18 protein-coding genes are annotated in these 23,507 nt (G+C 67.1%); 11 read left to right on the top strand and 7 right to left on the bottom strand.

What is annotated here, in order from left to right; translation table 11 throughout:
- Positions 1 to 45: 45 nt before the first annotated feature.
- The 4 genes from ACSQ9E_RS26310 to ACSQ9E_RS26325 all read right to left on the bottom strand — a co-directional run bounded on the left by ACSQ9E_RS26310 (position 46) and on the right by ACSQ9E_RS26325 (position 5,114).
- The gene (locus ACSQ9E_RS26310) at positions 46 to 840 is read right to left on the bottom strand and encodes a pseudouridine synthase (protein WP_436176589.1); all 795 of its coding nucleotides are present in this window, start codon (positions 838 to 840) and stop codon (positions 46 to 48) included.
- Positions 841 to 1,228: 388 nt separating this feature from the next.
- Positions 1,229 to 3,580, bottom strand: coding sequence for a putative bifunctional diguanylate cyclase/phosphodiesterase (locus tag ACSQ9E_RS26315; protein WP_436219590.1), 2,352 nt, complete (start codon positions 3,578 to 3,580; stop codon positions 1,229 to 1,231).
- Positions 3,577 to 4,218: a methylamine utilization protein gene (locus tag ACSQ9E_RS26320; protein WP_436219591.1), complete on the bottom strand. Its 642-nt coding sequence runs from the start codon at positions 4,216 to 4,218 to the stop codon at positions 3,577 to 3,579. The genes ACSQ9E_RS26315 and ACSQ9E_RS26320 overlap by 4 nt, the downstream gene beginning before the upstream one ends.
- Positions 4,215 to 5,114, bottom strand: coding sequence for a DUF4394 domain-containing protein (locus ACSQ9E_RS26325; RefSeq protein ID WP_436219592.1), 900 nt, complete (start codon positions 5,112 to 5,114; stop codon positions 4,215 to 4,217). Before ACSQ9E_RS26325 ends, ACSQ9E_RS26320 begins: the two co-directional genes overlap by 4 nt.
- A gap of 393 nt (positions 5,115 to 5,507) precedes the next feature.
- Here ACSQ9E_RS26325 and ACSQ9E_RS26330 point away from each other — a divergent pair, with 393 nt between their 5' ends.
- Complete coding sequence (locus ACSQ9E_RS26330; RefSeq protein ID WP_436219593.1) at positions 5,508 to 7,196, top strand: methyl-accepting chemotaxis protein; 1,689 nt, start codon at positions 5,508 to 5,510, stop codon at positions 7,194 to 7,196.
- Between the two features lie 4 nt (positions 7,197 to 7,200).
- Here the strand turns inward: ACSQ9E_RS26330 and ACSQ9E_RS26335 are convergent, their stop codons facing one another.
- Positions 7,201 to 7,929: a Crp/Fnr family transcriptional regulator gene (locus ACSQ9E_RS26335; protein ID WP_057199895.1), complete on the bottom strand. Its 729-nt coding sequence runs from the start codon at positions 7,927 to 7,929 to the stop codon at positions 7,201 to 7,203.
- 157 nt (positions 7,930 to 8,086) lie between these two features.
- Between ACSQ9E_RS26335 and ACSQ9E_RS26340 the strand changes: the two genes are divergently transcribed.
- Entirely contained in the window at positions 8,087 to 9,250 is a 1,164-nt protein-coding gene (locus ACSQ9E_RS26340) for an ABC transporter substrate-binding protein (protein WP_436219594.1), read from the top strand.
- A 19-nt stretch (positions 9,251 to 9,269) separates the two neighbouring features.
- On the opposite strand, the gene ACSQ9E_RS26345 is transcribed toward ACSQ9E_RS26340, so the two are convergent.
- Both ACSQ9E_RS26345 and ACSQ9E_RS26350 read right to left on the bottom strand, forming a co-directional pair.
- Entirely contained in the window at positions 9,270 to 10,076 is an 807-nt protein-coding gene (locus ACSQ9E_RS26345) for a general secretion pathway protein GspB (protein ID WP_428002670.1), read from the bottom strand.
- 5 nt (positions 10,077 to 10,081) lie between these two features.
- On the bottom strand, positions 10,082 to 11,839 hold the full coding sequence (locus ACSQ9E_RS26350; protein WP_436219595.1) for an ExeA family protein: 1,758 nt from the start codon (positions 11,837 to 11,839) through the stop codon (positions 10,082 to 10,084).
- Between the two features lie 235 nt (positions 11,840 to 12,074).
- On the opposite strand from ACSQ9E_RS26350, the gene ACSQ9E_RS26355 reads away from it, so the two are divergent.
- The 9 genes from ACSQ9E_RS26355 to ACSQ9E_RS26395 all read left to right on the top strand — a co-directional run bounded on the left by ACSQ9E_RS26355 (position 12,075) and on the right by ACSQ9E_RS26395 (position 23,485).
- Positions 12,075 to 14,021, top strand: a complete 1,947-nt coding sequence (locus tag ACSQ9E_RS26355; RefSeq protein ID WP_057266486.1) for an AMP-dependent synthetase/ligase — start codon at positions 12,075 to 12,077, stop codon at positions 14,019 to 14,021.
- Between the two features lie 121 nt (positions 14,022 to 14,142).
- Positions 14,143 to 14,928 carry an ABC transporter ATP-binding protein gene (locus ACSQ9E_RS26360; protein ID WP_057199890.1) on the top strand — a complete coding sequence of 262 codons (786 nt, stop codon included), beginning with the start codon at positions 14,143 to 14,145 and terminating at the stop codon, positions 14,926 to 14,928.
- Between the two features lie 20 nt (positions 14,929 to 14,948).
- A complete protein-coding gene (locus tag ACSQ9E_RS26365) occupies positions 14,949 to 15,878 on the top strand; it encodes a branched-chain amino acid ABC transporter permease (protein ID WP_057199889.1) in 930 nt (309 codons plus the stop codon).
- A 151-nt stretch (positions 15,879 to 16,029) separates the two neighbouring features.
- Positions 16,030 to 17,106: a branched-chain amino acid ABC transporter permease gene (locus ACSQ9E_RS26370; protein WP_057199888.1), complete on the top strand. Its 1,077-nt coding sequence runs from the start codon at positions 16,030 to 16,032 to the stop codon at positions 17,104 to 17,106.
- 145 nt (positions 17,107 to 17,251) lie between these two features.
- Positions 17,252 to 18,580 carry an ABC transporter substrate-binding protein gene (locus ACSQ9E_RS26375; RefSeq protein ID WP_436219596.1) on the top strand — a complete coding sequence of 443 codons (1,329 nt, stop codon included), beginning with the start codon at positions 17,252 to 17,254 and terminating at the stop codon, positions 18,578 to 18,580.
- A 137-nt stretch (positions 18,581 to 18,717) separates the two neighbouring features.
- Positions 18,718 to 19,530, top strand: a complete 813-nt coding sequence (locus ACSQ9E_RS26380) for an ABC transporter ATP-binding protein (RefSeq protein ID WP_057199886.1) — start codon at positions 18,718 to 18,720, stop codon at positions 19,528 to 19,530.
- A 37-nt stretch (positions 19,531 to 19,567) separates the two neighbouring features.
- Positions 19,568 to 20,818: a phenylacetate--CoA ligase family protein gene (locus tag ACSQ9E_RS26385; protein WP_057199885.1), complete on the top strand. Its 1,251-nt coding sequence runs from the start codon at positions 19,568 to 19,570 to the stop codon at positions 20,816 to 20,818.
- Between the two features lie 349 nt (positions 20,819 to 21,167).
- The gene (locus ACSQ9E_RS26390; RefSeq protein WP_057199884.1) at positions 21,168 to 22,154 is read left to right on the top strand and encodes a tripartite tricarboxylate transporter substrate-binding protein; all 987 of its coding nucleotides are present in this window, start codon (positions 21,168 to 21,170) and stop codon (positions 22,152 to 22,154) included.
- 314 nt (positions 22,155 to 22,468) lie between these two features.
- Positions 22,469 to 23,485 carry a Bug family tripartite tricarboxylate transporter substrate binding protein gene (locus tag ACSQ9E_RS26395; protein ID WP_157421931.1) on the top strand — a complete coding sequence of 339 codons (1,017 nt, stop codon included), beginning with the start codon at positions 22,469 to 22,471 and terminating at the stop codon, positions 23,483 to 23,485.
- Positions 23,486 to 23,507: the final 22 nt, after the last annotated feature.

Below are 23,507 nucleotides of genomic sequence, written 5' to 3' on the forward strand. Positions count from 1 at the left end.
TGTTTTGGCGTGCACAGCAGGCATGGATGAAAGACTCTCAGCCTCTCAGAATTGCTCGTGCGGCAACAGGTAGCGCCATTGCCCCACGGGCAGGTTGCCCAGCGTCACCCGCCCGATGCGGATGCGCTTGAGCCCCACCACCTTGAGGCCCACCTGCTCGCACATGCGGCGGATCTGGCGCTTCTTGCCCTCGGTGAGCACGAAGCGCAGCTGCTCGGGGTTCTGCCACTCCACCCGGGCCTGCTTGAGCGGCTGGCCATCGAGCTCCAGCCCATGGCACAGGCGCGCCAGCTGTGCAGGCGGAAACGCCGCCTGCACGTCGAGCGCCACATCCCCGTACTGCACGCGCACCAGGTACTCCTTGTCCACGGTGGAGTCCTCGCCGATCAGCTGGCGCGCTACGCGCCCATCCTGCGTGAGCACCAGCAGCCCCACGGAGTCGATGTCCAGCCGGCCGGCCGGCGCCAGGCCGCGCAACTGCGGCGGCGAAAAACGCATGCGCCCCGGGTCGTCGCGCCAGTGGGTGCGGGGGTTGATCAGCGCCACGGCAGGCGTGTGGCCGTCCTCGGCCTGCCCGCTCACGTAGCCCATGGGTTTGTGCAGCAGGATGGTGACCTGCTGCTCCTGCTGGCCCTGGGCCCGCTTGTCCACTTCGATGCGGTCGGCCGGCAGCACCTGCAGGCCCATGGGCGCCACCTCGCCGTTGACCTTGACCCAGCCGTGGGCGATCCAGTCGTCGGCCTCGCGGCGCGAGCACAGGCCGAGTTCGGCCATGCGCTTGTTCAGGCGCGAGGTGCCTGCAGCGGCTGCGGTGGCCTTGACCGGCACCGCTGGGCGCACGGGAGCAGCAGGGGCGGACGGCCGGGCACCCTTGGCAGAAGCGGCTCCACGCGGGGCGGCCGGCGGCGCGGGCTCTGCTCGCCACACGTTGCCGCGTGCCGAGGGTGCTGCAGCGGCAGGGCGAGACGGCGGGCGCGCATCGGGCCGCGCATTGCCACGGGCAGCACCAGGCGCAGGGGCGCGGGACGTGGCCGCAGCGGGTGACGAAGAAGCAACAGGCGGCGCGGCGGGTCGGCGCAACACGGCGCGCCGGGGCAGCGGGTCACCAGGCTCGGCGGCTGGGACGGCAGGAGGACGGGAAGAAGACATTGCCCGTATTTTCACCTCTGCGCAGGCATTTGGGCGGCCAAGCTTGCAGAGCGGGCACCAAATGGCGGCCCCGTAGCCGTTATGGCGTGGCGGCGTTGGCGATCTGGCGGGACTGCCAGGCCAGGAAGTCTTCGGCCCCCAGCGGGCGGCTGATGTGGTAGCCCTGCGCCTCATCGCAGGACAGGGCGCGCAACCGGTCCAGGATGGCCAGGGTCTCCACCCCCTCGGCCACCACCGTGAGGCCCAGGTTGTGGGCCAGGTCGATGGTGGAGCGCACGATCATCGCATCGTCCTCGCCGGACTCCATGCCCATCACGAAGGACTTGTCGATCTTGAGCTCGTCCACCGGCAGGCGCTTGAGGTAGGCCAGCGACGAATACCCGGTGCCGAAATCGTCGATGGACAGCTTGAAGCCCTGCTCGGACAGCCGGTTGAGCATGGCCTCGGCGCGCTGGGGGTCGTCCATGATCGCGCTTTCGGTGATCTCCAGGCAGAAGGCGCTGGCCTGCACGCCATGGCGCGCAAGGATGGTGGCCAGGCGCGCGCTGAGCTCCGGGTCCAGCAGGTCGCGCGTGGAGAGGTTGACCGATATGCGCAGCGGCATCTCCGCCGTGCGCGGGTCGGCCAGCAGGCGCGCCACCTCCTCGAACATCCACAGTGTGAGCTGGCGCACAAAGCCCGTCTGCTCGGCAAACGGGATGAAGTCCATCGGCGGGACCAGGCCGCGCTGCGGGTGCTGCCAGCGCACCAGCGCCTCGGCCGCCAGGCCGGCCTGGCCATGCAGCGGCACCTTGGGCTGCAGGTACAGGCGCAGCTCGTTGTGCTCCACGGCGTGGCGCAGCTCGGTCAGCAGCGACAGGGTCTGCGTGCTGGCCGAGTCGAAGGAGGCGTCGTAGCGCAGCGCGCCGCTGAGCTTGCGCTTGGCGGCGTACATGGCGATCTCGGAGCGGCTGAGCAGGGTGTCGGCATCACCAGCGTCAGCCGGCCAGCAGGCGAAGCCCATGCCGGCGCTCAGGTCCACCGTCTGGTCCTCGAAGGCCAGGGGCTCCTCGAAGGACTGGTTGATGCGCTGGGCCAGCGCGTACGCCTCCTGGGCACCCGTGCGCAGCAGCAGCGCGAACTCGTTGCCGCCGAGCCGGGCCACCATGTCGCTGTCACCCGGCAACTGCTTTTGCAGGCGCTCGGCCACGGCCTGCAGCAGGCGGTCGCCGAAGGCATAGCCGAGCACGTCGTTCACGTGCTTGAAACGGTCCAGGTCGAGCGTCAGCACCGTCAAGGGCTGCACGGAGCCTTCCTCCTGTGCGGCGATGGCGTGCACCACCGCCTCGCGAAAGCGCTCGCGGTTGGGCAGGCCCGTGAGCCGGTCCCAATAAGCCAGGCGGCGGATTTCGGCCTGCTGGCTGCCGATGTCCAGGCGCATGCGGTCGAAGGAGCGGGCCAGGTTGCCGATCTCGTCCTGGCGCCCGGTATGCCCCAACGGCACCCCGTATTCGCCGCGCGACAGGCGCTGCGTGGCGGCCAGCAGGGAGCGCAGGGGCGTGGCCAGGCGCTGCGCCACCAGGCCGGTGCCCGCCGCAAACAGCAGCACGCCGGCCACAGTGATGATGGCCAGAAGCACCTGCAATTGCTGGTAGGGGGCCACCACCTCGTCCACCGAGCGCAGCAGCAGTGTTTTCACTTCAGTGCCCGCGTTGCCCAGCGGGGCCTCGCGCACCAACAGCGTGCCCTCATCGGTCTTGAGCTCCGCAATCGGCAGGCCCTGGCGATGAAGGCCGGCCAGCGCCGGGCCCGACAGAGTGGTCACGGGCACCGACACACGGCCATCCGCCGCCCTGACCACCACGGCCACCTGCACCGACAGCAGTTGCCGCATTTCCTCGGCCAGGGGTTGGCCGATGGGAAAACCCATCAGCACCCAGCCGATGACCACCGGCGCGCGCATGGGCACCATCACGAACTGGTAGGGCACGCCGGCCATCACCGCCACTTGGCTGCCCTGCGGCTGGGCCGCCAGCGGTGGCACGACCTGGCGCAGCGTGGCGGGAAAATCCAGCATGTCGTCCGACAGGCTGGCGGCGCGCAGCTCCAGGTTGGTGCCCAACAGTGCCGTCACGGCCGCGCCGATGCGGCTGCCGTGGTTCTCCAGCACCGACTGGATGGTCTCCGCATCGTCCGAATTGATGGCCGAGCGAAAGCCATAGTCGGCCGCCAGCAGGGCCGAGCCCTGGCGCAGCTTGTCCGCGTTCTGGTCCAGCAGGCGCCGCCAGACGTTCTCGTCGGTATCCAGGGCGCGGGCGATCTGGCTGCGCGCATTGCGCTCGATGCTGGCACGCACCACGGCAAAGCCCGCCGCCTGCACGATGAGCAGCAATAGCAGCGAAATGCCCACCAGCTTCAGGATGAGGCTGCGCCGCAACAGGGACAGGTTCAAGGCTGCAGTCCCGCCATGCGCACCGAGGCCGTGGCCATGCCCGTGGCCGGCACGGTGATCGCCTGCTCCAGCGCGGCCGCGCCCACCGGCAGGCGCGCATGCCAGGTGCGCAGCTTGTAGGCACCGGGCACCACGTTGTCGAGCAGGGCCTTGCCCGTGCCTGCGGGGCTCTTGGCGAAGTAGGGCGTGTCGACCACCAGGATCCAGCCGATCATCTGGTCGTGGATATTGCAGCCGAGCAGCACGACGCCCGCCTGGTCGAACAGCACCGGCTTGGAAGGGGTTCCCGTATACAGCTTGAGTTCGAACTTCTTGGTCGGCGAAAAGGAGTAAACGTGGTGCCGAACCGTATCGCGATTGGGAAACAACACCTCGCTGCCCACCGGCACCACCATCACCGACGGTACGAACTGGCGCTTTTCCTGTGCCATCTCCACACCGGGCAAGGGCTTGGTCAGACGCCGCGCGTCGGCAGATTCCAGGAACACGATGGCATCGGCCAGAGGCTTTCCCGCCGTGTCCAGCACCTCCACCTGCACCGAGGCCGCCTGCGCCACGCCCGCCATGGCCGCCACACAGCCCGCCAGCACACACCCGTGCGCCAGCAGCCGTTGCGCCAGGACGGGCAGCGAACTCATGGCTCTATCGCCATGCCCGCCAGAGGGGCCCCACTGCCGATCACGCCCAGCGATACGGCACGGCCGGTCTCCAGATCCACCTTGTACAGGCGCGAGCGCGGATCGCCGGAAGTGCGCGTGGCCAGCAGGGCCACGTTGCCCACGTCGGAGATGTCGAAGGAGGCATCGGACAGCGGCCCCAGGCCCAGCGGGCCCACGGTGCGCAACTGGCCGCTGTTGGGCGAGACGACCGGGGTGGCGCCCTCGCGCGAGCCTTGCATCACCAGCGCGCCCCGGGCACGGTCGATGGCGTAGTTGGTGGTGATCTTGCTGTCCTGCGGGTTGTAGGTGTAGCCGGCGGCCACCACGTCGGGCACGCGGCCAACGTTCACATCGCCAGGCGCGTAGTGCAGCACGGGGTCGGGCTGCACGCCCGGCTGGGCGGGGTCGCCATCGACCACGGCGCCGGTGTCCGGGTGCAGCCGCAGGTTCAGCCCGGAGGACGACACCACGCGGATGCGGTCCGCCGCCGGATTGAAATCGACACCGAAAGACCCACCCGTGAGCGGCAGCGCGGCCGGCGCGGAGCCCACAGCCGTCAGTGCCCCGGAAGAAATATCCAGCGTGTACAGGCGCCCCGCTTGGGACAGGGCATACAGCACGCCCTTGGCCACGCGGAAATCCACACCGACCAGGCGCTCGCCCGAGGCCAGGCCCGTCACGCGCCGACGCTCCAGCACGGTATCGGGTCGGCGCGCATCGAACACGATGAGTTCGTGGTCTGCCGTCACCGCCACGAGGCGCTCTCGTCGCTCCGATGCATCAGGCATCGGGCCGCCGGTACATGCGGCCAGACCCATCAGCACCATCGTGGCCAGGACACCATGCAGAGGGCGAAAAGTGTGGAAGCGGCTCATGGAGGACCTTTGCTGAAACTGTAACGGGTTTATACCCGATAGGGCTTCGGCATGCTGCACTAGAGTGAACATCCTGCGCTGGCGCTCCCGTCAAAAACGATAGCACCCACTCCCTGCGGAATATGTAACAGGGGACGTTTGATGGCCTGCGAATCGGCAAGCACCCAAGGGTTCCCCCTGGCCCGCACCCATGCCCCGGGCATGGCACCCCATTTGTAACAGCGGCCATGCGCGCTGCGCATGGGGCCATCCTGAAGCGTCATAACACTTTGTGACATTTGTCCCTACACTGTGTACGCCCACCCTGCGCCACGATAGTGACAGGCCACCCGCCTGCCTGGGCACCGTTATTGCTTCGTGTTACCCCATTGCATTCAACAGCCAAGGACCTCCATGCCGGCCGCCTCGCCTATCAAATCCCTGTCGATCTCCAGCCGCCTGGGCCTGGGCTTCGGTTGCCTGCTGGTCCTGCTGATGGCAGTGGCCGCCGTGGGCCAGCTCTCGGTGGGAAAACTGCACGAGCATCTGCAGCAGGTCACCGGCACCGGGGCCACCAAGACCCGGCTGGTCAACGAAATGCTGGACAGCGTGAGCGCCATCGGCATCCAGAGCCGCTCTGCCGCCATGCTCAACGAGATCGATCCCAAGCAGGCCCGCGACCAGATCAAGAACGCCGAAAAATCCGTGCAGGGCTATGCGCGCCAGGAGGCCAGCCTGTCTGACCTGTTCAAGGCCGACGGCACCACCGATGCCGAGCGCAAGCTCCTGGCCGAGGTGCAGGAATTCGGCCGCAAGAGCCGCCCCGAGCTGGACGCCGCGATGAAGGCCGCCGACGATGGCGACACCGTGAGCGCCACGCTGAACCTCATGACCAAAGTCGCGCCGCTGGAAACCGCCTGGCGCGGCAAGCTGGCCGAGCTGATCGAACTGCAGAACACCTTGAACAGCCAGGCCACGGCCTCGGCCGAGGTGACGCAGAGCCGGGCGCGCTGGACGGGTGGTGCGCTGGTGCTGCTGGCCATTGGCCTGGGCGCCCTCATCGCCTGGCGCATCACGAGCAGCATCACCGCCCCCATCGGCCGTGCGGTGGTGGTGGCCGAGCGCATTGCACGCGGCGACCTGACCTCGCAGGTGGAAGTGCGCATCCACGATGAGACCGGCCGCCTGCTCGAAGCCATTGCCGCCATGCAGGACCGGCTGCGCAGCCTAGTGGGTGACATCGGCGGCACGGCGGAATCCATCCTCGTGGCCAGCTCCGAAGTCGCCTCGGGCAACCTCGACCTGAGCCAGCGCACCGAGCAGACTTCGCACAACCTGCAGGGCGCCGCCAATGCCCTGGCCGATCTGACGGGCACCGTGTCGCAAAGCGCCGACGCCGCACGCCAGGCCAACCAGCTCGCCTCCTCGGCGTCGGACGCGGCCACGCGTGGCGGTGAAGTGGTCTCGCAGGTGGTACGCACCATGGACACCATCAGTGGCAGCTCGCGCAAGATCGCCGACATCACCAGCGTGATCGACGGCATTGCCTTCCAGACCAACATCCTGGCGCTCAATGCGGCGGTGGAAGCGGCCCGTGCGGGCGAGCAAGGCCGCGGCTTTGCCGTGGTGGCCAGCGAGGTGCGCAGCCTGGCCGGGCGCGCAGCCCAGGCCGCCAAGGAGATCAAGACGCTGATCGGCGCCAGCGTCGAGCATGTGCAGGAGGGCAGCGCCCTGGTGAACCACGCGGGCAAGACCATCGAGGAACTGGTGATGTCCGTGCGCCGCGTGTCCGACATCATGGGCGAGATCACCGCCGCCACGCAGGAGCAGAGCCAGCGCATCGGCGAGGTCAGCCACTCGGTGGGCGCGCTCGAAGAGATGACGCAGCAGAACGCCGCGCTGGTGGAGGAAGGTGCTGCCGCCGCCGACAGCCTCAAGGAACAGGCCAGCCGCCTGACGCAGATGGTGCACACCTTCCGCCTGAGCCGCGACCGCACCGACGACCGCGAATGGAGTGGCTCCCCAGACGCCGCGGCCTCCGTGCCAGCCCCCACTCCACTGGGCCAGCGCACGGCTGCCATGCCCGCGCTGCCGCGCGCCTGAGCATTTAGCGCGGCTCAGCCAGGCGCTGAAAGATGCTGGACTGCAGCGCCGCCAGGTCCAGCACCCGCAGGCCGCCGTATTCCACACGGATGGCGCCCTCCACTTCCAGCGCCGCCAGCGCCTCGTTCACGCGCTGGCGCGACAAGCCCACCAGATAGGCCAGTTCCTGCTGCGTGATGCGCAGCACCTCGCCCACCCCAGGGTAAAGCACCGGGTTGAACAGCGAGGCCAGGCTGCGCGCCACGCGCACATCAGGGTTGTTCAGCCGGTCGATCTCACGCGCCGCGATGAACTGGCCCAGCCGCTCGTTGAGCTGGTTCATCACGAAGCGGTTGAAGCCGATGGAATGGTCCAGCAGCCAGTGGAAGGTGTCGATCGGCAGACCGGCCACGATGCTCTTGCGCAGCGCCTGAATGTTGTAGCGGTAGGGCTCGCGCTTCATGGCGGTGCCCTCGCCGAACCAGCCGCCGGGCGGCACGCCGGTGTAGGTCATGGTCTGGCCCTGTGCGTTGTCGCTGCTCATCTTCAGCAGCCCCTCCACCACACCGAACCAGTAGGTCACGGGCCGGCCCACGCGGCACACGTAATCCCCCGGCGCGGCATCGCCCACCAACAGGGCTGCCTCGGCGCGTTCGCGCTCGGCGGGCTGCAGCGGCCTCAGCCACGGGATGTTGGCCAGCTCGGCCTCGGTGGGCAGGCGCCGGCGCTGGTGCAGTGACAGATCCTGGTTCATGGAGCGCGATGGAGGGGCGAAGCGGGCGGAGTGCGTGCGGGAATACCACGATGCGAATTGTCGCCGCAACGATAGATCTGCGCCATTCGCCTGCGGATGATGGCCGCCTGCCAGGCATTTTCGCGCGCGGCCACGACCCCAAGGAGACACCACCACCATGACCACAGGCAGCACCCACACCCCGAGCCCGCACTTGCAGCGGCGCACTTTGCTGGCCAGCGCCATCGCCCTGCCACTGGCGCACTGGGGCAAGGCCACGGCACAGGAGGGGGCGATCCGGATCGGCCAATCCACCGCCCTCACCGGACCACTCGGAGACCTGGGCTCGGCCATGCACCAGGGCGCCAAGGCGGCCTTTGCGGGCATCAACGCCAAGGGCGGCGTGCACGGCCGCGCCATCGAGCTGACCACGCTGGACGACGCCTACGAGGTGCCCAAGGCCCTGGCCAATGTGGACAAGTTCCTCGCCGACCCGGGCAACTTCGCCCTCTTCAACTGCATGGGCACGCCCATGATCGAGGCCATGCTGCCCAAGGTGGTGGACAGCGGCGTGCCCTTCTTCGCCCCGTTCACCGGCGCCCAGCTCACGCGCACGAAGAACGCGCGCAGCGTGTTCAACATCCGCGCCAGCTATGCCGACGAGGCCGAGAAGCTGGTGCAGCACCTGTCCACCATCGGCATCCAGCGCATCGGCATGGTCTACCAGAACAACGCCTTCGGCAAAGAGGTGTTCACGGCGGCCCAGCAGTCCATGGGCCGGCTCAAGCTGCCCGCGGCCGTCACCGTGACGGTGGAGAACAATGCTGCGGACGCCGGCGCTGCGGCCGCAAAACTGGCAGGCTCGGACCTCGAAGCCATCGTCATCGGCCTGGCGGGCAAGCCCACGCTGGAGTTTGTGAAGGCATTTCGCGCGCTCAAGCGCGGCGTGACGCTGTATGCGCTGTCGGTCATGGGCACGCCCGCCACGGTGAAGGCGCTGGGCGCCGATGCCACGGGCATGGCCATCTCCCAGGTGGTGCCCCTGCCCTCCAACGTGGTGATGCCCGTGGTGCGCGAGTTCCAGGCGGCATGGAAGGCCTCGGGTGCCACGGCCGAACCCTCGCACCTGGCGCTGGAGGGCTACCTCAACGCCCGGGTGTTCGCCGAGGCCCTGCAGCGCGCCGGCCGCAACCCGACGCGTACGGCCTTCATCGACGCCACCTGGAACCTCAAGAAATGGGACCTGGGCGGCTTCGAGGTCAATGCCAGCACGCCGGACCGCAATGCCTCGCGCTTCGTCGAACTCACCCTGATCGGCCGGGACGGGCGCTTCTTGCGCTAAGTTCTGTCAACCCCATAGACTACTGCGGCGCCACGGCGTAGCGGTAGCCGCGGAACGACCAGACGGTGCGGCCCTGCTCGATGCGTTCGAGCTTGAGCCCCGGCGCGGCCTGGTCGCCCTCCTGCAGCACCTGGCCGTTGACGATGGCCATGCGGTGCGCCGGATTGCTGGAATAGGTGGCGCCCGTGACCTGCAGCGCGGGCAACTGCTCGCGCACCGAGGGCGGCAGGTCGTTCTGGGCGAATACCGGGCCGTTGGGCGGTGCGGCAGCGGGCGCCGCCGCCACGGCGGGTGCGGGGGCCAGGGGTGCCTGCGCGCGCGCGGCGGGCTCGCGTGGCACCTCGGCGTCACGGGTGCGTGCGGGCGCAGCCACCACGGCAGGCTTCTCACGTACCGGCTCAGCCAGGCGCAGTGGAGCCACCGGCCGCGGCTCCACCCTGGCGGGCGTGATGGGCGGGCTGGCCACAGGCGCTGGCAGGGGCGCCAGGGGAGCGGCGGCAGGCGCTGTGGGCGCGGACACGGCGGGCGGTGCCGCTCCGGCAACCGGTGGTGCAACGGGCGCTGCGGGCACAGGGGCCTGCGGCGCCGAAGCAACCACTGCCCCACTGGCGGGATCACTGCGCTGCATGGCCCACCAGGTGCCCCCCGCGGCCAGGGCGGCCACGGCCACCACGGCCGACCCGATCACCAGCAGGTTGGCAGAACCGGCCCGGTCAGCCCCCGGGGAGGCGCTCGTCGCGGGCATGGCCTGCGTATGGATACCCGGCACGGCGCCCCGGCCCCGCTCGGCTTCTGCGCGCCGCAGCGCATCAAGGATGTAGGACATGGGGATCAGGCTCCGGTGCGCAGGCGCGGTTCTTTCACGCCGGTGGCGCGGTTGAGCAGTATGAGGGTCAGGGGGCCCGCACGGCCGTCGGGCGTCACGCCCTGGGCCATCTGGAATCGGTGGATGCGCGACTGGCGAAGCGCCGGCGTCATGGGCCGGCTGCTGGGGCCCAGGCCCCCGGCTGCCTTGGAAGCCAGGCGCGCGTCGAGCCAGACTGCCCCCGCCGGACTTTCGGTGATTTCGCCCTTGTCGGGCATGCCGGGCGGGGCGCGCCACAGCGTGACCATGTCGCCGCGCCAGACCTGCGCCAGGTCGGCCAGCGGCACGTGCAGCGTGCGGCCACCGCTCTCCAGCGTGGCCAGCTCCGCATCCAGGCTGCGCAGCACGGCCGATACGGCATTGTCACCCTCCTCCGAGGGGAACAGCGTGAGCAGCACGGGACGGTCGATCTGGCGGATCAGGTTCAGCCCCGCACGGCGGTTGCGGTAGCAGCGCAGTCCGTCGCGCGGCAGCGTGGTGCAGGCGTCGGCCCCATCGGGCAGCGTCGCGCCCCAGGCCGACGCCAGGGCCTGCCAGGCCGACACATCGTTGGACGGCTGCGCCAGCAGAAACTGCTGCAGTCCGGACAAGGCGGCAGGCGCCGCTGCGGCCGATGCCGCAGAGGCCGCTGGCGCCGGTACGGCAGCAGATGGCAAAGCGGGGGCAGAGGTCGCTGCTGCTGGTGGGGTCGACGCGGTGCTGGACGCACTGCGCTGCGGTGCCGCCGCTGGCGTGGCCACTCGCCCCGCCGCACCTGGTGGGCCCTGCAAGGGACGCACGCTCAGGGCCCAGCCGGCAGCAGCCACGATGGCAGCCCCAGCCACCACGCCCACTCCGGCCACCGCCCAGCGGGGCAGCCCCCCCTTGGCGTTGGGAGTTGCGGCAGCCCCCGAGGCAGCCACCGGTGCACCGAAGACCTCGCGCGCGGCCCGCTCGACGATGGCCGTGCTGACTTCACGCGTGCCGGCCGCATAGGCCCCCAGCAGCGCCCGGTCGCACAGCAGGTTGATGCGCCGCGGTATGCCGCGCGACAGCGCGTGCACGCGCCTGAGGGCGCGCCGGCTGAACGGCACCGGTCCGTGCAGACCGGCCACGGCCAGGCGGTGCGCGATGTACTGCTGTGTCTCCTGCGGGCTCAGGGCGTCGAGGTGGAAGCGCGCAATCACGCGCTGGGCCAGTTGCTCCAGCGACGGGCGCGCCACCATGTTGCGCAGCTCCGGCTGGCCGATGAGGATGATCTGCAGCAGCTTGCGCTCGCTGGTCTCCAGATTGGTCAGGAGGCGCAGTTGCTCCAGCACGTCGGCCTCCAGGTTCTGCGCCTCGTCGATGATGAGCACGTTGTTGCGCCCGGCGGCGTGCGCGGCCAGCAGGGAGGCGTTGAGCGGGTCGATGCAGTCCTTTACCGTCTCGTGGCCCGGCACCGCCGCCTTGTGCGGCACGCCGAACTCGTCGCAGATCGAGCGCAGCAACTCACCCACCGTGAGCTTGGGGTTGAAGATGTAGGCCACATTGCAGTGCTCGGGGATCTGCTCCAGGAAGCAGCGGCACACCGTGGTCTTGCCCGCGCCCACTTCGCCCGTGAGCAATACGAAGCCGCCCCCGGCATCCAGCCCGTACAGCAGGTGGGCCAGGGCCTCCCGGTGCCGCTCGCTCATGAAAAGATAGCGCGGGTCGGGGGCGATGGAGAACGGAGGGTGCTGGAGACCGAAGAACGGGGCGTACATGCCCGTGAGGATACCGCCCCATCGTGAAGTGCCCGGAGATACCCCGCCTGCTGCCGCCGCCAAACCACGGCACCAAGGGGGCAGGGTTTCACCCAAGGGGTAGTTTCCCGTAAATTGTCGTCGGCAAGACAAGACGGCGTCAAAGTCGGCCCTAGCATCCCTTCCATCACGCAGCCACAAGGCCGCGCTCCCGGCTGTCACCGGGCGGACACCCCCTCATTTTTTAGGAACCGGAATGAAGACCACGTTTCCGCAATTGCTGCTCAAGCATGCCGCCGAGCGCCCCACGGCTGCGGCCCTGCGCGAAAAAGAATATGGCATCTGGCAGGCCCACAGCTGGGCCGACCTGGCGACGCTGGTGGAGCATGTGGCGGCCGGCCTGCACCAGGCGGGTCTGAAGCGCCATGAGCACATGGTGGTGATCGGTGCCAACCGCCCGCGCCTGTACGCCACCATGCTGGCCGCTCAGTCGCTGGGCGCCATTCCGGTGCCGCTGTACCAGGACGCCGTGGGCGCCGAATGCATCTTCCCGCTGAACAACGCCGAGGTGCGCTTTTGCCTGGTGGAAGACCAGGAGCAGGTCGACAAGCTGCTCGAAATCCGTGAGCAGTGCCCGCAGATCGCCCGCATCTTCTTTGACGACCCGCGGGGCCTGCGCAACTACCAGGAAGAAGGCCTGTCGTCGCTGGATGCGCTGATCGAATCCGGCAAGGCCTTTGCCACCCAGCACCCGAAGTGGTTCCGTGACGAGGTCGCCAAGGTACAGCCCGAGGACGTGGCCGCGATGTTCTTCACCTCGGGCACCACGGGCAACCCCAAGGGCGTGGTGCACACCCACAGCACCCTGCTCGACCGCGCCTCGGCCGGTGCCGAGTTCGACAAGCTCACCGGCAGCGAAGAGGTGCTGGCCTACCTGCCCCCGGCCTGGATCGGCCAGAACATCTTCAGCTACGCGCAGTGGCTGGCCTGCGGCTACGTGGTCAACTGCCCCGAGTCGGCCAGCACCGTCACCATCGATTTGAAGGAAGTGGGCCCCACCTACTACTTCGCGCCGCCGCGCATCTTCGAAGGTCTGCTCACCAGCGTGATGATCCGCATGGAAGACGCCGGCACCTTGAAGCGCAAGATGTTCCAGGCCTGCATGGCTGTGGCCCAGCGCGTGGGCCCGGCCCTCATGGACGGCGCGCCCGTGGGCGGCCTCGACCGCATCAAGTACGCCCTGGGCAACCTGCTGGTCTATGGCCCGCTGCGCAACAACCTGGGTTTCTCGCGCGTGCGGGTGGCCTACACGGCGGGCGAGGCCATCGGGCCCGACCTGTTCACCTTCTACCGCTCCATCGGCATTAACTTGAAGCAGCTCTACGGCTCCACCGAGACCGCAGTGTTCGTCTGCCTGCAGCCCGACAACCAGGCCCGCGCCGATACCGTGGGCGTGCCCATCCGCGGCGTGGAGATCAAGGTGGCCGAGAACGGCGAAATCCTCGTCAAGTCCGCCGGCCTGCTCAAGGAGTACTACAAGAACCCCACGGCCACGGCCGAGGTGCTCACGGCCGATGGCTGGTACCACACCAGCGACGCGGGCTTCCTCGACGCGCATGGCCACCTGAAGATCATTGACCGCGTGAAGGACGTGGGCCGCATCAAGGGCGGCGCCAACGACGGCGCCATGTTCGCGCCCAAGTATGTGGAGAACAAGCTCAAGTTCTTCCCGCACATCAAGGAAGTCGTGGCCCTGGGCGACGGCCGCGAGAAGGTGTGCGTGATGGTCAACATCGACTTCGACGCCGTGGGCAACTGGGCCGAGCGCCGCAACATCCCCTACGCCGGCTACACCGATCTGGCGCAAAAGCCCGAGGTGTACGAACTGATCCGCGAGTGCGTGGAGAAGGTCAACGCCGACCTGGCAACCGACGCCCTGCTGGCGGGCAGCCAGGTCAGCCGTTTTCTGGTGCTGCACAAGGAGCTCGATGCCGACGACGGCGAGCTCACACGCACCAACAAGGTCCGCCGCGGCTTCATCGCCGACAAATACGGCGTGCTGGTCGAGGCGCTGTACGCCGGGCGCACCGAGCAGTTCATCGAAACCCAGGTCAAGTTCGAGGACGGCCGCACGGGCAGCGTGAGCGCCACGCTCAAGCTGTCGGACACCAAAACGTATCCCAGCGTGCGGAGAGCCGCATGATGGGATCGTTTCAGAGAAGGCTCACTTGCGAAGCAAGTTATGCCGTAACTAAGACCTTCGCATCCGTCAAGGCCGCCGCATGAAACCCGCTCTCTACCCGCCCGAGCAGCAACACCCCACCATGAACCAAAAGAAGATCGGCGACGTCATCCTCGACGTCAAGAACATCAGCCTGCGGTTTGGCGGCGTGAAGGCGCTCACCGACATCTCGTTCAACGTCCGGGAGCACGAGATTCGCGCCATCATCGGGCCCAACGGCGCAGGCAAGAGCTCCATGCTCAACTGCATCAACGGCGTGTACACGCCGCAGGATGGCTCCATCACCTTCCGCGGCAAGACGTTTTCGCACATGAACTCGCGCCAGGTGGCCGAGATGGGCGTGGCCCGCACCTTCCAGAACCTGGCGTTGTTCAAGGGCATGAGCGTGATCGACAACATCATGACCGGGCGCAACCTGAAGATCAAAAGCAACCTGCTCTTGCAGGCGCTGCGCATCGGCCCGGCCGAGCGCGAGGAGATCCGCCACCGCGAGTTCGTCGAGCACATCATCGACTTCCTGGAAATCCAGGCCTACCGCAAGACCCCCGTGGGCCAGTTGCCCTATGGCCTGCAAAAGCGCGTGGACCTGGGCCGCGCCCTGGCCATGGAACCGCAGGTGCTGCTGCTCGACGAGCCCATGGCGGGCATGAACGTCGAGGAAAAGCAGGACATGTGCCGCTTCATCCTCGACGTGAACGACGAGTTCGGCACCACCATCGTGCTCATCGAACACGACATGGGCGTGGTGATGGACATCTCCGACCGCGTGGTGGTGCTCGACTACGGCAAGAAGATCGGCGACGGCACCCCCGACGAAGTGCGCAACAACGAAGACGTGATCAGTGCCTACCTGGGCACGTCGCACTGAACGCGCAGGAGAACAAAACCATGGCATTCTTTCTTGAAACACTCATCGGCGGCCTCATGGCGGGCATGCTGTATTCGCTGGTGGCGCTGGGCTTCGTGCTGATCTACAAGGCATCGGGCGTCTTCAACTTCGCGCAGGGCGCGATGGTGCTGTTCGCCGCCCTGGCCATGGCACGCTTTGCCGAGTGGATCCCCAAGTGGACGGGCATCACCAGCCCCGTGGTCGCCACCGTGGCGGCCTTCATCATCGCGGGCGCCATCATGTTCGTGGTGGCCTGGCTGATCGAGAAGCTGGTGCTGCGCCACCTCGTGAACCAGGAGGGCGCCACGCTGCTCATGGCCACGCTGGGCATCACCTACTTTCTGGAAGGCCTGGGCCAGACGATGTTCGGCAGCGACATCTACAAGATCGACATTGGCATGCCCAAGGAACCGATCTTCGCGCTCGAATCCCTGTTCCAGGGCGGCATCCTGATCAACAAGGAAGACGTGATCGCCGCCGGCATTGCCGCCGCGCTGGTGGTGCTGCTCAGTGTCTTCTTCCAGAAGACCTCCACTGGCCGCGCCCTGCGCGCCGTGGCCGACGACCACCAGGCCGCCCAGTCCATCGGCATCCCGCTCAACCGCATCTGGGTGATCGTCTGGTGCGTGGCCGGCGTCGTGGCCCTGGTGGCCGGAATGATCTGGGGCTCCAAGCTCGGCGTGCAGTTCTCGCTGACCACCGTGGCGCTGCGTGCCCTGCCCGTGGTGATCCTGGGCGGCCTCACCTCGGTGCCCGGCGCCATCATCGGCGGCCTGATCATCGGCGTGGGCGAGAAGCTCTCCGAGGTCTACCTGGGCCCGTACGTGGGAGGGGGCATCGAGATCTGGTTTGCGTATGTGCTGGCGCTGGTGTTCCTTCTCTTCAGGCCACAGGGTTTGTTCGGGGAAAAAATCATTGATCGCGTATGAAATACGAGAGCAATGATTTTTCGAAGGAGGCACAACGCGCAACGCGCGTTGTCAGCGGAGCCGAAGGCGCCGCGTGGCACCGCAGGTGCGCCCCCGTGCAAAAGATCATCGATCGCGTTTAACCCATAACAAGAACCAGCAGGAGACTCCCATGTTTTACCGCGAAAACGGCCAGTTCAAGACCAGCTACCGCTCGGACCAGCAGATCTTCCCGATCGCGCAGGACCGCATCGCCATCTTCCTCATCCTGGCCGTGGCCTTCATCGCCGTGCCCATGCTGGCCAGCGACTACATCTTCCGCGCCATCCTGATCCCCTTCGTCATCATGGCGCTGGCGGCCCTGGGGGTGAACATCCTCGTGGGCTACTGCGGGCAGATCTCGCTGGGCTCGGGTGCCTTCATGGCCGTGGGGGCCTACGGGGCCTACAACTTCTTCGTGCGCATCCCCGGCATGCCGCTGATCCCGGCGCTGATCCTGGGCGGCCTGTGCGCCACCTTCTTCGGCATCCTGTTCGGGCTGCCCAGCCTGCGCGTCAAGGGGCTGTATCTCGCGGTGGCGACGCTGGCCGCGCAGTTCTTCAGCGACTGGATGTTCCTGCGCATCAAGTGGTTCACCAACAACTCCGACTCGGGCTCGGTGTCGGTGAACAGCCTGCAGGTCTTCGGCATGCCCATCGAGAGCGCGACCAGCAAGTACCTCTTTTGCCTGGCCGTGCTGGTGGTGGTGGCGCTGCTGGCCAAGAACCTGGTGCGCGGCGCCATCGGCCGCGAGTGGATGGCGATCCGCGACATGGACGTGGCTGCGGCCGTGATCGGCATCCGCCCGATGTACGCCAAGCTCAGCGCGTTTGCCGTCAGCTCCTTCATCATCGGCATGGCCGGTGCGCTGTGGGCCTTTGTGCACCTGGGCGCCTGGGAGCCGGCGGCCTTCTCGGTGGAGATCTCTTTTCGCCTGTTGTTCATGGTGATCATCGGCGGTCTGGGTTCCATCATGGGCGGCTTCTTCGGTGCGGCCTTCATCGTCGTGCTGCCCATCGTGCTCAACCAGTTCCTGCCGGCGCTGCTGGGCGCCTTCGGCATCCAGATCTCCACGGCCGGCGTGTCGCACGCCGAGCTGATGATCTTCGGCGCGCTCATCGTCTGGTTCCTGATCGTCGAGCCCCACGGCCTGGCCAAGCTGTGGTCCACGGGCAAGCAGAAGCTCAGGCTTTGGCCCTTCCCGCACTGAGCAGGTTCGCTCATGCCCATGCAGCCCCAAGGAAAGTCCCTACTCGCAATCCCCGATGTGGCGCGCCCGCTGGCCGCGTCCACTCGGTAGCTCACCCCGACTGTTTTCCCCCGTGCTTCAACACATTCATTCAAAGGAGACATCCATGAAGCTTTCGAAACTCGTGATCGCCGCTGCGGTGGTTGCTGCAGGTGCTTCGTCCATTGCGACGAGCGCCTTCGCGCAAGCCAAGGAGCAGTTCTTCCCGCTGCTGTCCTACCGCACCGGCCCCTACGCACCCAACGGCGTGCCATGGGCCAACGGCAAGCAGGACTACATCAAGATGATCAACGCCCGTGACGGCGGCATCAACGGTGTGAAGCTGACCTTTGAAGAATGCGAAACCGGCTACGCCACCGACCGCGGCGTGGAATGCTATGAGCGCCTGAAAGGCAAGCCCGGCGTGGCGCTGTTCGACCCGCAGGCCACAGGCATCACCTTCGCGCTGACCGAGAAGGCGCCTGTCGACAAGATCCCGCTGATGACGCTGGGCTACGGCCTGTCGGTTGCGCAGGACGGACAGGCCTTCAAGTGGAACTTCCCCTTCATGGGCAGCTACTGGACCGGCGCCGACATCCTGATCCAGCACATCGGCAAGGGTGCGGGCGGCATGGACAAGCTCAAGGGCAAGAAGATCGCCCTGGTCTACCACGACAGCCCGTTCGGCAAGGAACCCATCCCGCTGCTGCAGGAGCGCGCCAAGATGCATGGCTTCGAGCTGCAGATGCTGCCCGTGACTGCGCCCGGCGTGGAGCAGAAAGCCACCTGGCTGCAGGTGCGCCAGAGCCGCCCCGACTACGTGCTGCTGTGGGGCTGGGGCGTGATGAACTCCACCGCCCTCAAGGAAGCACAGGCCACGGGCTTCCCGCGCGACAAGCTCTACGGTGTGTGGTGGGCCGGTGCCGAGCCTGACGTGCGCGACGTGGGCGAAGGCGCCAAGGGCTACCACGCACTGGCGCTGAACGGCTACGGCACGCAGAGCAAGGTCATCCAGGACATCCTCAAGCACGTGCACGACAAGAGCCAGGGCACGGGTCCCAAGGACGAAGTGGGCTCGGTGCTGTACACGCGCGGCGTGATCATCCAGATGCTGGCCGTGGAATCGGTGCGCCGCGCGCAGGAGCGCTTCGGCAAGGGCAAGGTCATGACCGGCGAGCAGGTGCGCTGGGGCATGGAAAACCTCGCACTGGACCAGAAGAAGCTTGATGCCATGGGCTTTGGCGGCGTGATGCGCCCCCTGTCCACCAGCTGCGCCGACCACATGGGCTCCACCTGGGCCCGCGTGCACACCTGGGACGGCAGCAAGTGGAACTTCTCCTCTGACTGGTACCAGGCCGATGAGCAGATTCTCAAGCCCATGGTCAAGGCCGGTGCCGACAAGTACCTGGCAGACAAGAAGATGAGCCGCCGCGAAGCCGCAGATTGCCAGTCTTGATGTGAATGGCGCGCAGGGCACGACGTCCTGCCGCCCTCGCCACGGTGCGGCTCCCCAAGGAGCCGCCAACCGACAGGCTTGCAGCGCACGCCATGCGTGCGCACCAGGCCTGCCGATTGGTCAACCGGTAACGACATATGGAACAAGCTACAAACATCGTTCTCAACGTCAATGGCATCGAAGTCATCTACAACCACGTGATCCTGGTGCTCAAGGGCGTCTCGCTGCAGGTGCGCGAGGGCAGCATCGTCGCCATCCTGGGGGGCAACGGGGCGGGCAAGACAACCACCCTGCGGGCCGTCTCCAACCTGCTGCAGGGCGAGCGCGGCGCGGTCACCAAGGGGAGCATCGAGCTGCGCGGCGAGCGCATCGAGAACCTCTCGCCGGCGGACCTTGTCAAGCGCGGGGTGGTGCAGGTGATGGAGGGCCGCCACTGCTTCGCCCACCTGACCATTGAAGAGAACCTGATGACGGGCTCCTACACCCGCACCAGCAAGGCCGAGATCGCGGCCAACCTGGAGAAGGTCTACAACTACTTCCCGCGCCTGAAGACGCGGCGCACCTCGCAGGCGGCCTACACCTCGGGTGGCGAGCAGCAGATGTGCGCCATCGGCCGTGCGCTGATGGCCAACCCCAGCATGGTGTTGCTCGACGAGCCCTCCATGGGCTTGGCGCCGCAGATCGTGGAAGAGGTGTTCAACATCGTCAAGGACCTGAACACCAAGGAAAAGGTCACCTTCCTGCTGGCCGAACAGAACACCAACATGGCCCTGAAGTACGCCGACTACGGCTACATCATGGAAAGCGGCCGCGTGGTGATGGACGGCGCGGCCAGCGACCTGGCCAGCAACGAGGACGTCAAGGAGTTCTACCTGGGCGTGGGCGGCGGCGAGCGCAAGAGCTTCAAGGACGTCAAGAGCTACAAGCGCCGCAAGCGCTGGCTGGCCTGAAGCCTGTCTTTGCATTGTTCGCACCCGAAAGCATTCCATGACCGCTGCCCACTACGACGATCTTGAAACCCGCGACCCGAGGGCGCGCGAAGCGGCCCTGCTTGCCGCCCTGCCCGGCCAGGTGGCCCACGCCCAGACGGCATCGACCGCCTTTGCCGGCATCCTGGCAGGCGTTGACGCATCGGCGATCACCAGCCGCGCAGCCCTCGCGCAGTTGCCCGTGACACGCAAGCACGAGCTGCTGGAGCGCCAGCAGGCTGGCCGCGCCACCAGTGTCTTCGGCGGCTTCAGCGCCCTCAACTTCGGTGCCGCCATGCCGCGTGTGTTCGCCAGCCCCGGCACCATCTACGAGCCCGAGGGCACGCGGCGCGACTACTGGCGCATGGCGCGCGCGATGTACGGCGCGGGTTTTCGCGCGGGCGAGCTGATCCACAACAGCTTCAGCTACCACTTCGTGCCCGCCGGCTCCATGATGGAGACGGGCGCCCATGCGCTGGGCTGCACCGTGTTTGCCGGCGGCACCGGCCAGACCGAGCAGCAGGTGCAGGCCATGGCCGAGCTGCGGCCGGCCGGCTACATCGGCACGCCCAGCTTCCTCAAGCTCATCGTCGAGAAGGCCGCAGAGATGGGTGTGGCCCTGCCCACCGTGACCAAGGCCCTGGTCTCGGGCGAGGCGTTTCCGCCCTCGCTGCGCGACTGGTTCACCGAGCGCGGCATTGCAGGATACCAGTGCTATGCCACGGCCGACCTCGGACTGATCGCCTACGAGACCAGCGCGCGCGAAGGCCTGGTGCTCGACGAAGGCGTGATCGTGGAAATTGTGCGCCCCGGCACCGGCGACCCCGTGCCCGAGGGTGAGGTGGGCGAGCTGGTGGTGACCACGCTGAACCCCGACTACCCGCTGGTGCGCTTTGGCACCGGCGACCTCTCGGCGGTACTGCCTGGCACCTGCCCCACGGGCCGCACCAACAGCCGCATCAAGGGCTGGATGGGGCGGGCCGACCAGACCACCAAAGTGCGCGGCATGTTTGTGCACCCCGGCCAGGTGGCCGCCATCGCAAGGCGCTTTCCGCAGGTGCTGCGTGCACGCCTGGTGGTCAGCGGCGAGATGGCCAACGACCAGATGCTGCTGCAGGTGGAAACCACCGAGACCGCCGAAGGCCTGGCCCGCCAACTGGGTGATGCCATCCGCGAAGTGACCAAGCTGCGTGGCGAGGTGCAGATGGTGCCGCCGGGCAGCCTGCCCAACGATGGCCGCGTGATCGAGGACGCGCGCAGCTATCGGTGAAACCCGTGGATTCGCGCGAATCCGTTGGACCCATGGGGGATTAATGGAGCAGACCCATATTCCCTATATATAGGCATATTCTGTGCATATGGAACCGGGCTGCTGACCCATTTTGCCAAGCACCTCCAAAATCCTTGGCAAAGGTCAAACCAAGGGAAAACTCTGCCCCGTTTGGGCGCCAGTGTTTACCCTTAAGTTGCTACGCTATCAGTAGCAACAAACTCTTTAGCATCGGGCCATTGAAGCCTCTTTTGCTTAAAGTCACTACCCCCCGCATGGTACGTAATTCCCGCAATACTGGCGAAAGGGTCGCTGGATATCATGGCCCGTCTTTTACAGAGGAGCACTCATGAAAAAACTGATCCAACTCGCCCTTGTCGCCGCAGCGGCAGCCGCCGCATTCGGCGCCACCGCGCAGGAATATCCATCCAAGGACAAGACGGTCACCATCGTGGTGCCCTTCGCTGCCGGCGGCCCCACCGACCGCGTGGCGCGTGACCTGGCCGAAGCCCTGCGCAAGCCGCTGGGCGCCAACGTGGTGGTGGACAACACCGCCGGCGCCGGCAGCTCCATCGGCGCCGCCCGCGTCGCCCGCGCTGCACCGGACGGTTACACCCTGCTGCTCAACCACATCGGCATGTCCACCATGCCTGCGCTGTACCGCAAGCTGGCCTTCAGCGTGCCCAACGACTTCGAATACCTGGGCATGGTCAACGACGTGCCCATGACGCTGATCGCACGCCCCACCATGGCGGCGAACAACTACAAGGAGCTGTCGGCCTGGCTCGCACAGAACAAGGGCAAGATCAACCTGGGCAACGCCGGGCTGGGTTCTGCCTCGCACCTGTGCGGCCTGATGTTCCAGAGCGCCGTGCAGATCGACATGACGCCCGTTCCCTACAAGGGCACGGCGCCTGCCATCACCGACCTGATCGGCGGCCAGATCGACCTGCTGTGCGACCAGACCACCAACACCTCGGGCCAGATCGAATCGAAGAAGGTCAAGGCCTATGCCGTGACCACGCCCAAGCGCCTGACCACCCCTCTGCTCAAGGACCTGCCCACGCTGGCCGAGTCGGGCCTGAAGAACTTCGAAGTGACCATCTGGCACGGCCTGTACGGCCCCAAGGGCACGCCACCTGACGTCGTCAAGAAGATCAACGACGCACTCAAGGTGGCACTGAAGGACCCTGAATTCATCAAGAAGCAGGAAGGCCTGGGCGCCGTGGTCGTGACCGACAAGCGCGTGGAACCTGCCGAGCACAAGAAGTTCGTGGTGTCCGAAATCGACAAGTGGACTGCCGTCATCAAGGCGGCTGGCACCTACGCCGACTGATCGACAGCCTGGCCACGCAAGACCGCGTACACAACACTGCGACGAAGCCACCACGCCCCCGGGCCTGGTGGCTTTTTTGCGCCTTCGGGCGCCTGACAGGGTGTGGCGCCGGGTCCATCGGGTGTCGCATTGGAGCGTCGATCTGCGGGTAATCCATCTGCCCCCAATGCAGACGCGCGCGTAGAACAGGGGCATACCATTCGACACGACAGACAAGGACGCACCTCATGGCCCAGCAAGCCCCCCGCCCCCTGCCAAGCAACACCGCAATAGCCACCAAGGTCCAGGCCCGCAACCGCCGCAAGGCCATCGCCATGGCCTTCACGCTGAGCGCGCTCGGCGCCCTGGCCGTGGCCACCGCCAGCGCCCTGCTGCTGCCCCGCGCTGCCCACGCCCAGGCCACCGCCAGCGGCTGGCCCAACAAGCCCGTGCGCATCGTCGTGCCCTTTGCGCCCGGCGGCACCACCGACATCCTGGCCCGTGCGCTGACCCCCGACCTGTCCCGCGCGTTCGGCCAGCAGTTCGTGGTGGACAACCGGGCCGGCGCCGGCGGCAATGTGGGCGCCGAGATCGTGGCCAAGGCCCCGGCCGATGGCTACACCCTGCTCATGGGCACCGTGGGCACGCACGGCATCAACCGCGCGCTGTACGCCAAGCTGCCCTACGACCCCATCAAGGACTTCGTGCCCATCACCCTGGTCGCCGCCGTGCCCAACGTGATGGTGATGAACGTCGACAAGGCCAAGTCCCTGGGCATCGCCAACGTGCAGGATTTCATCCGCGTCGCCAAGGCCAGCCCGGGCAAGTTCAACATGGCATCGAGCGGCAACGGCACCTCCATCCACCTCGCGGGCGAGCTGTTCAAGAGCATGACCGGCACCTTCATGCTGCACCTGCCCTACCGCGGCTCCGGCCCCGCGCTGATGGACCTGGTGGGCGGCAATGCCGACGTGATGTTCGACAACCTGCCGTCGTCCATGGCACAGATCAAGGGCGGCAAACTCACCGCCCTGGCCGTGACCAGCAGCCAGCGCTCCAGCGCCCTGCCCGACGTGCCCACGGTGGAGCAGGCCGGCGGCCCCACGCTCAAGGGCTTCGAGGCCAGTTCCTGGTTCGGACTGCTCGCCCCTGCCGGCACCCCGCCCGAGATCGTGAACCGCATCCAGCAGGAAGTCGCCAAGTCTCTGGCCTCACCGGCGATGAAGGAGCGGCTGGTGGCGCAGGGCGCGATCCCCGGTGGCAACACACCCGCCGAATTCGCCAAGCACATCGACGCCGAACACAAGAAGTGGGCGCAGGTGGTGAAGGCGTCGGGGGCGAAGGTGGACTGAACCTGACCACCGCAGCCATCAA

The organism is Acidovorax sp. LjRoot118 (assembly GCF_964253575.1).
GTDB lineage: Bacteria > Pseudomonadota > Gammaproteobacteria > Burkholderiales > Burkholderiaceae_C > Acidovorax.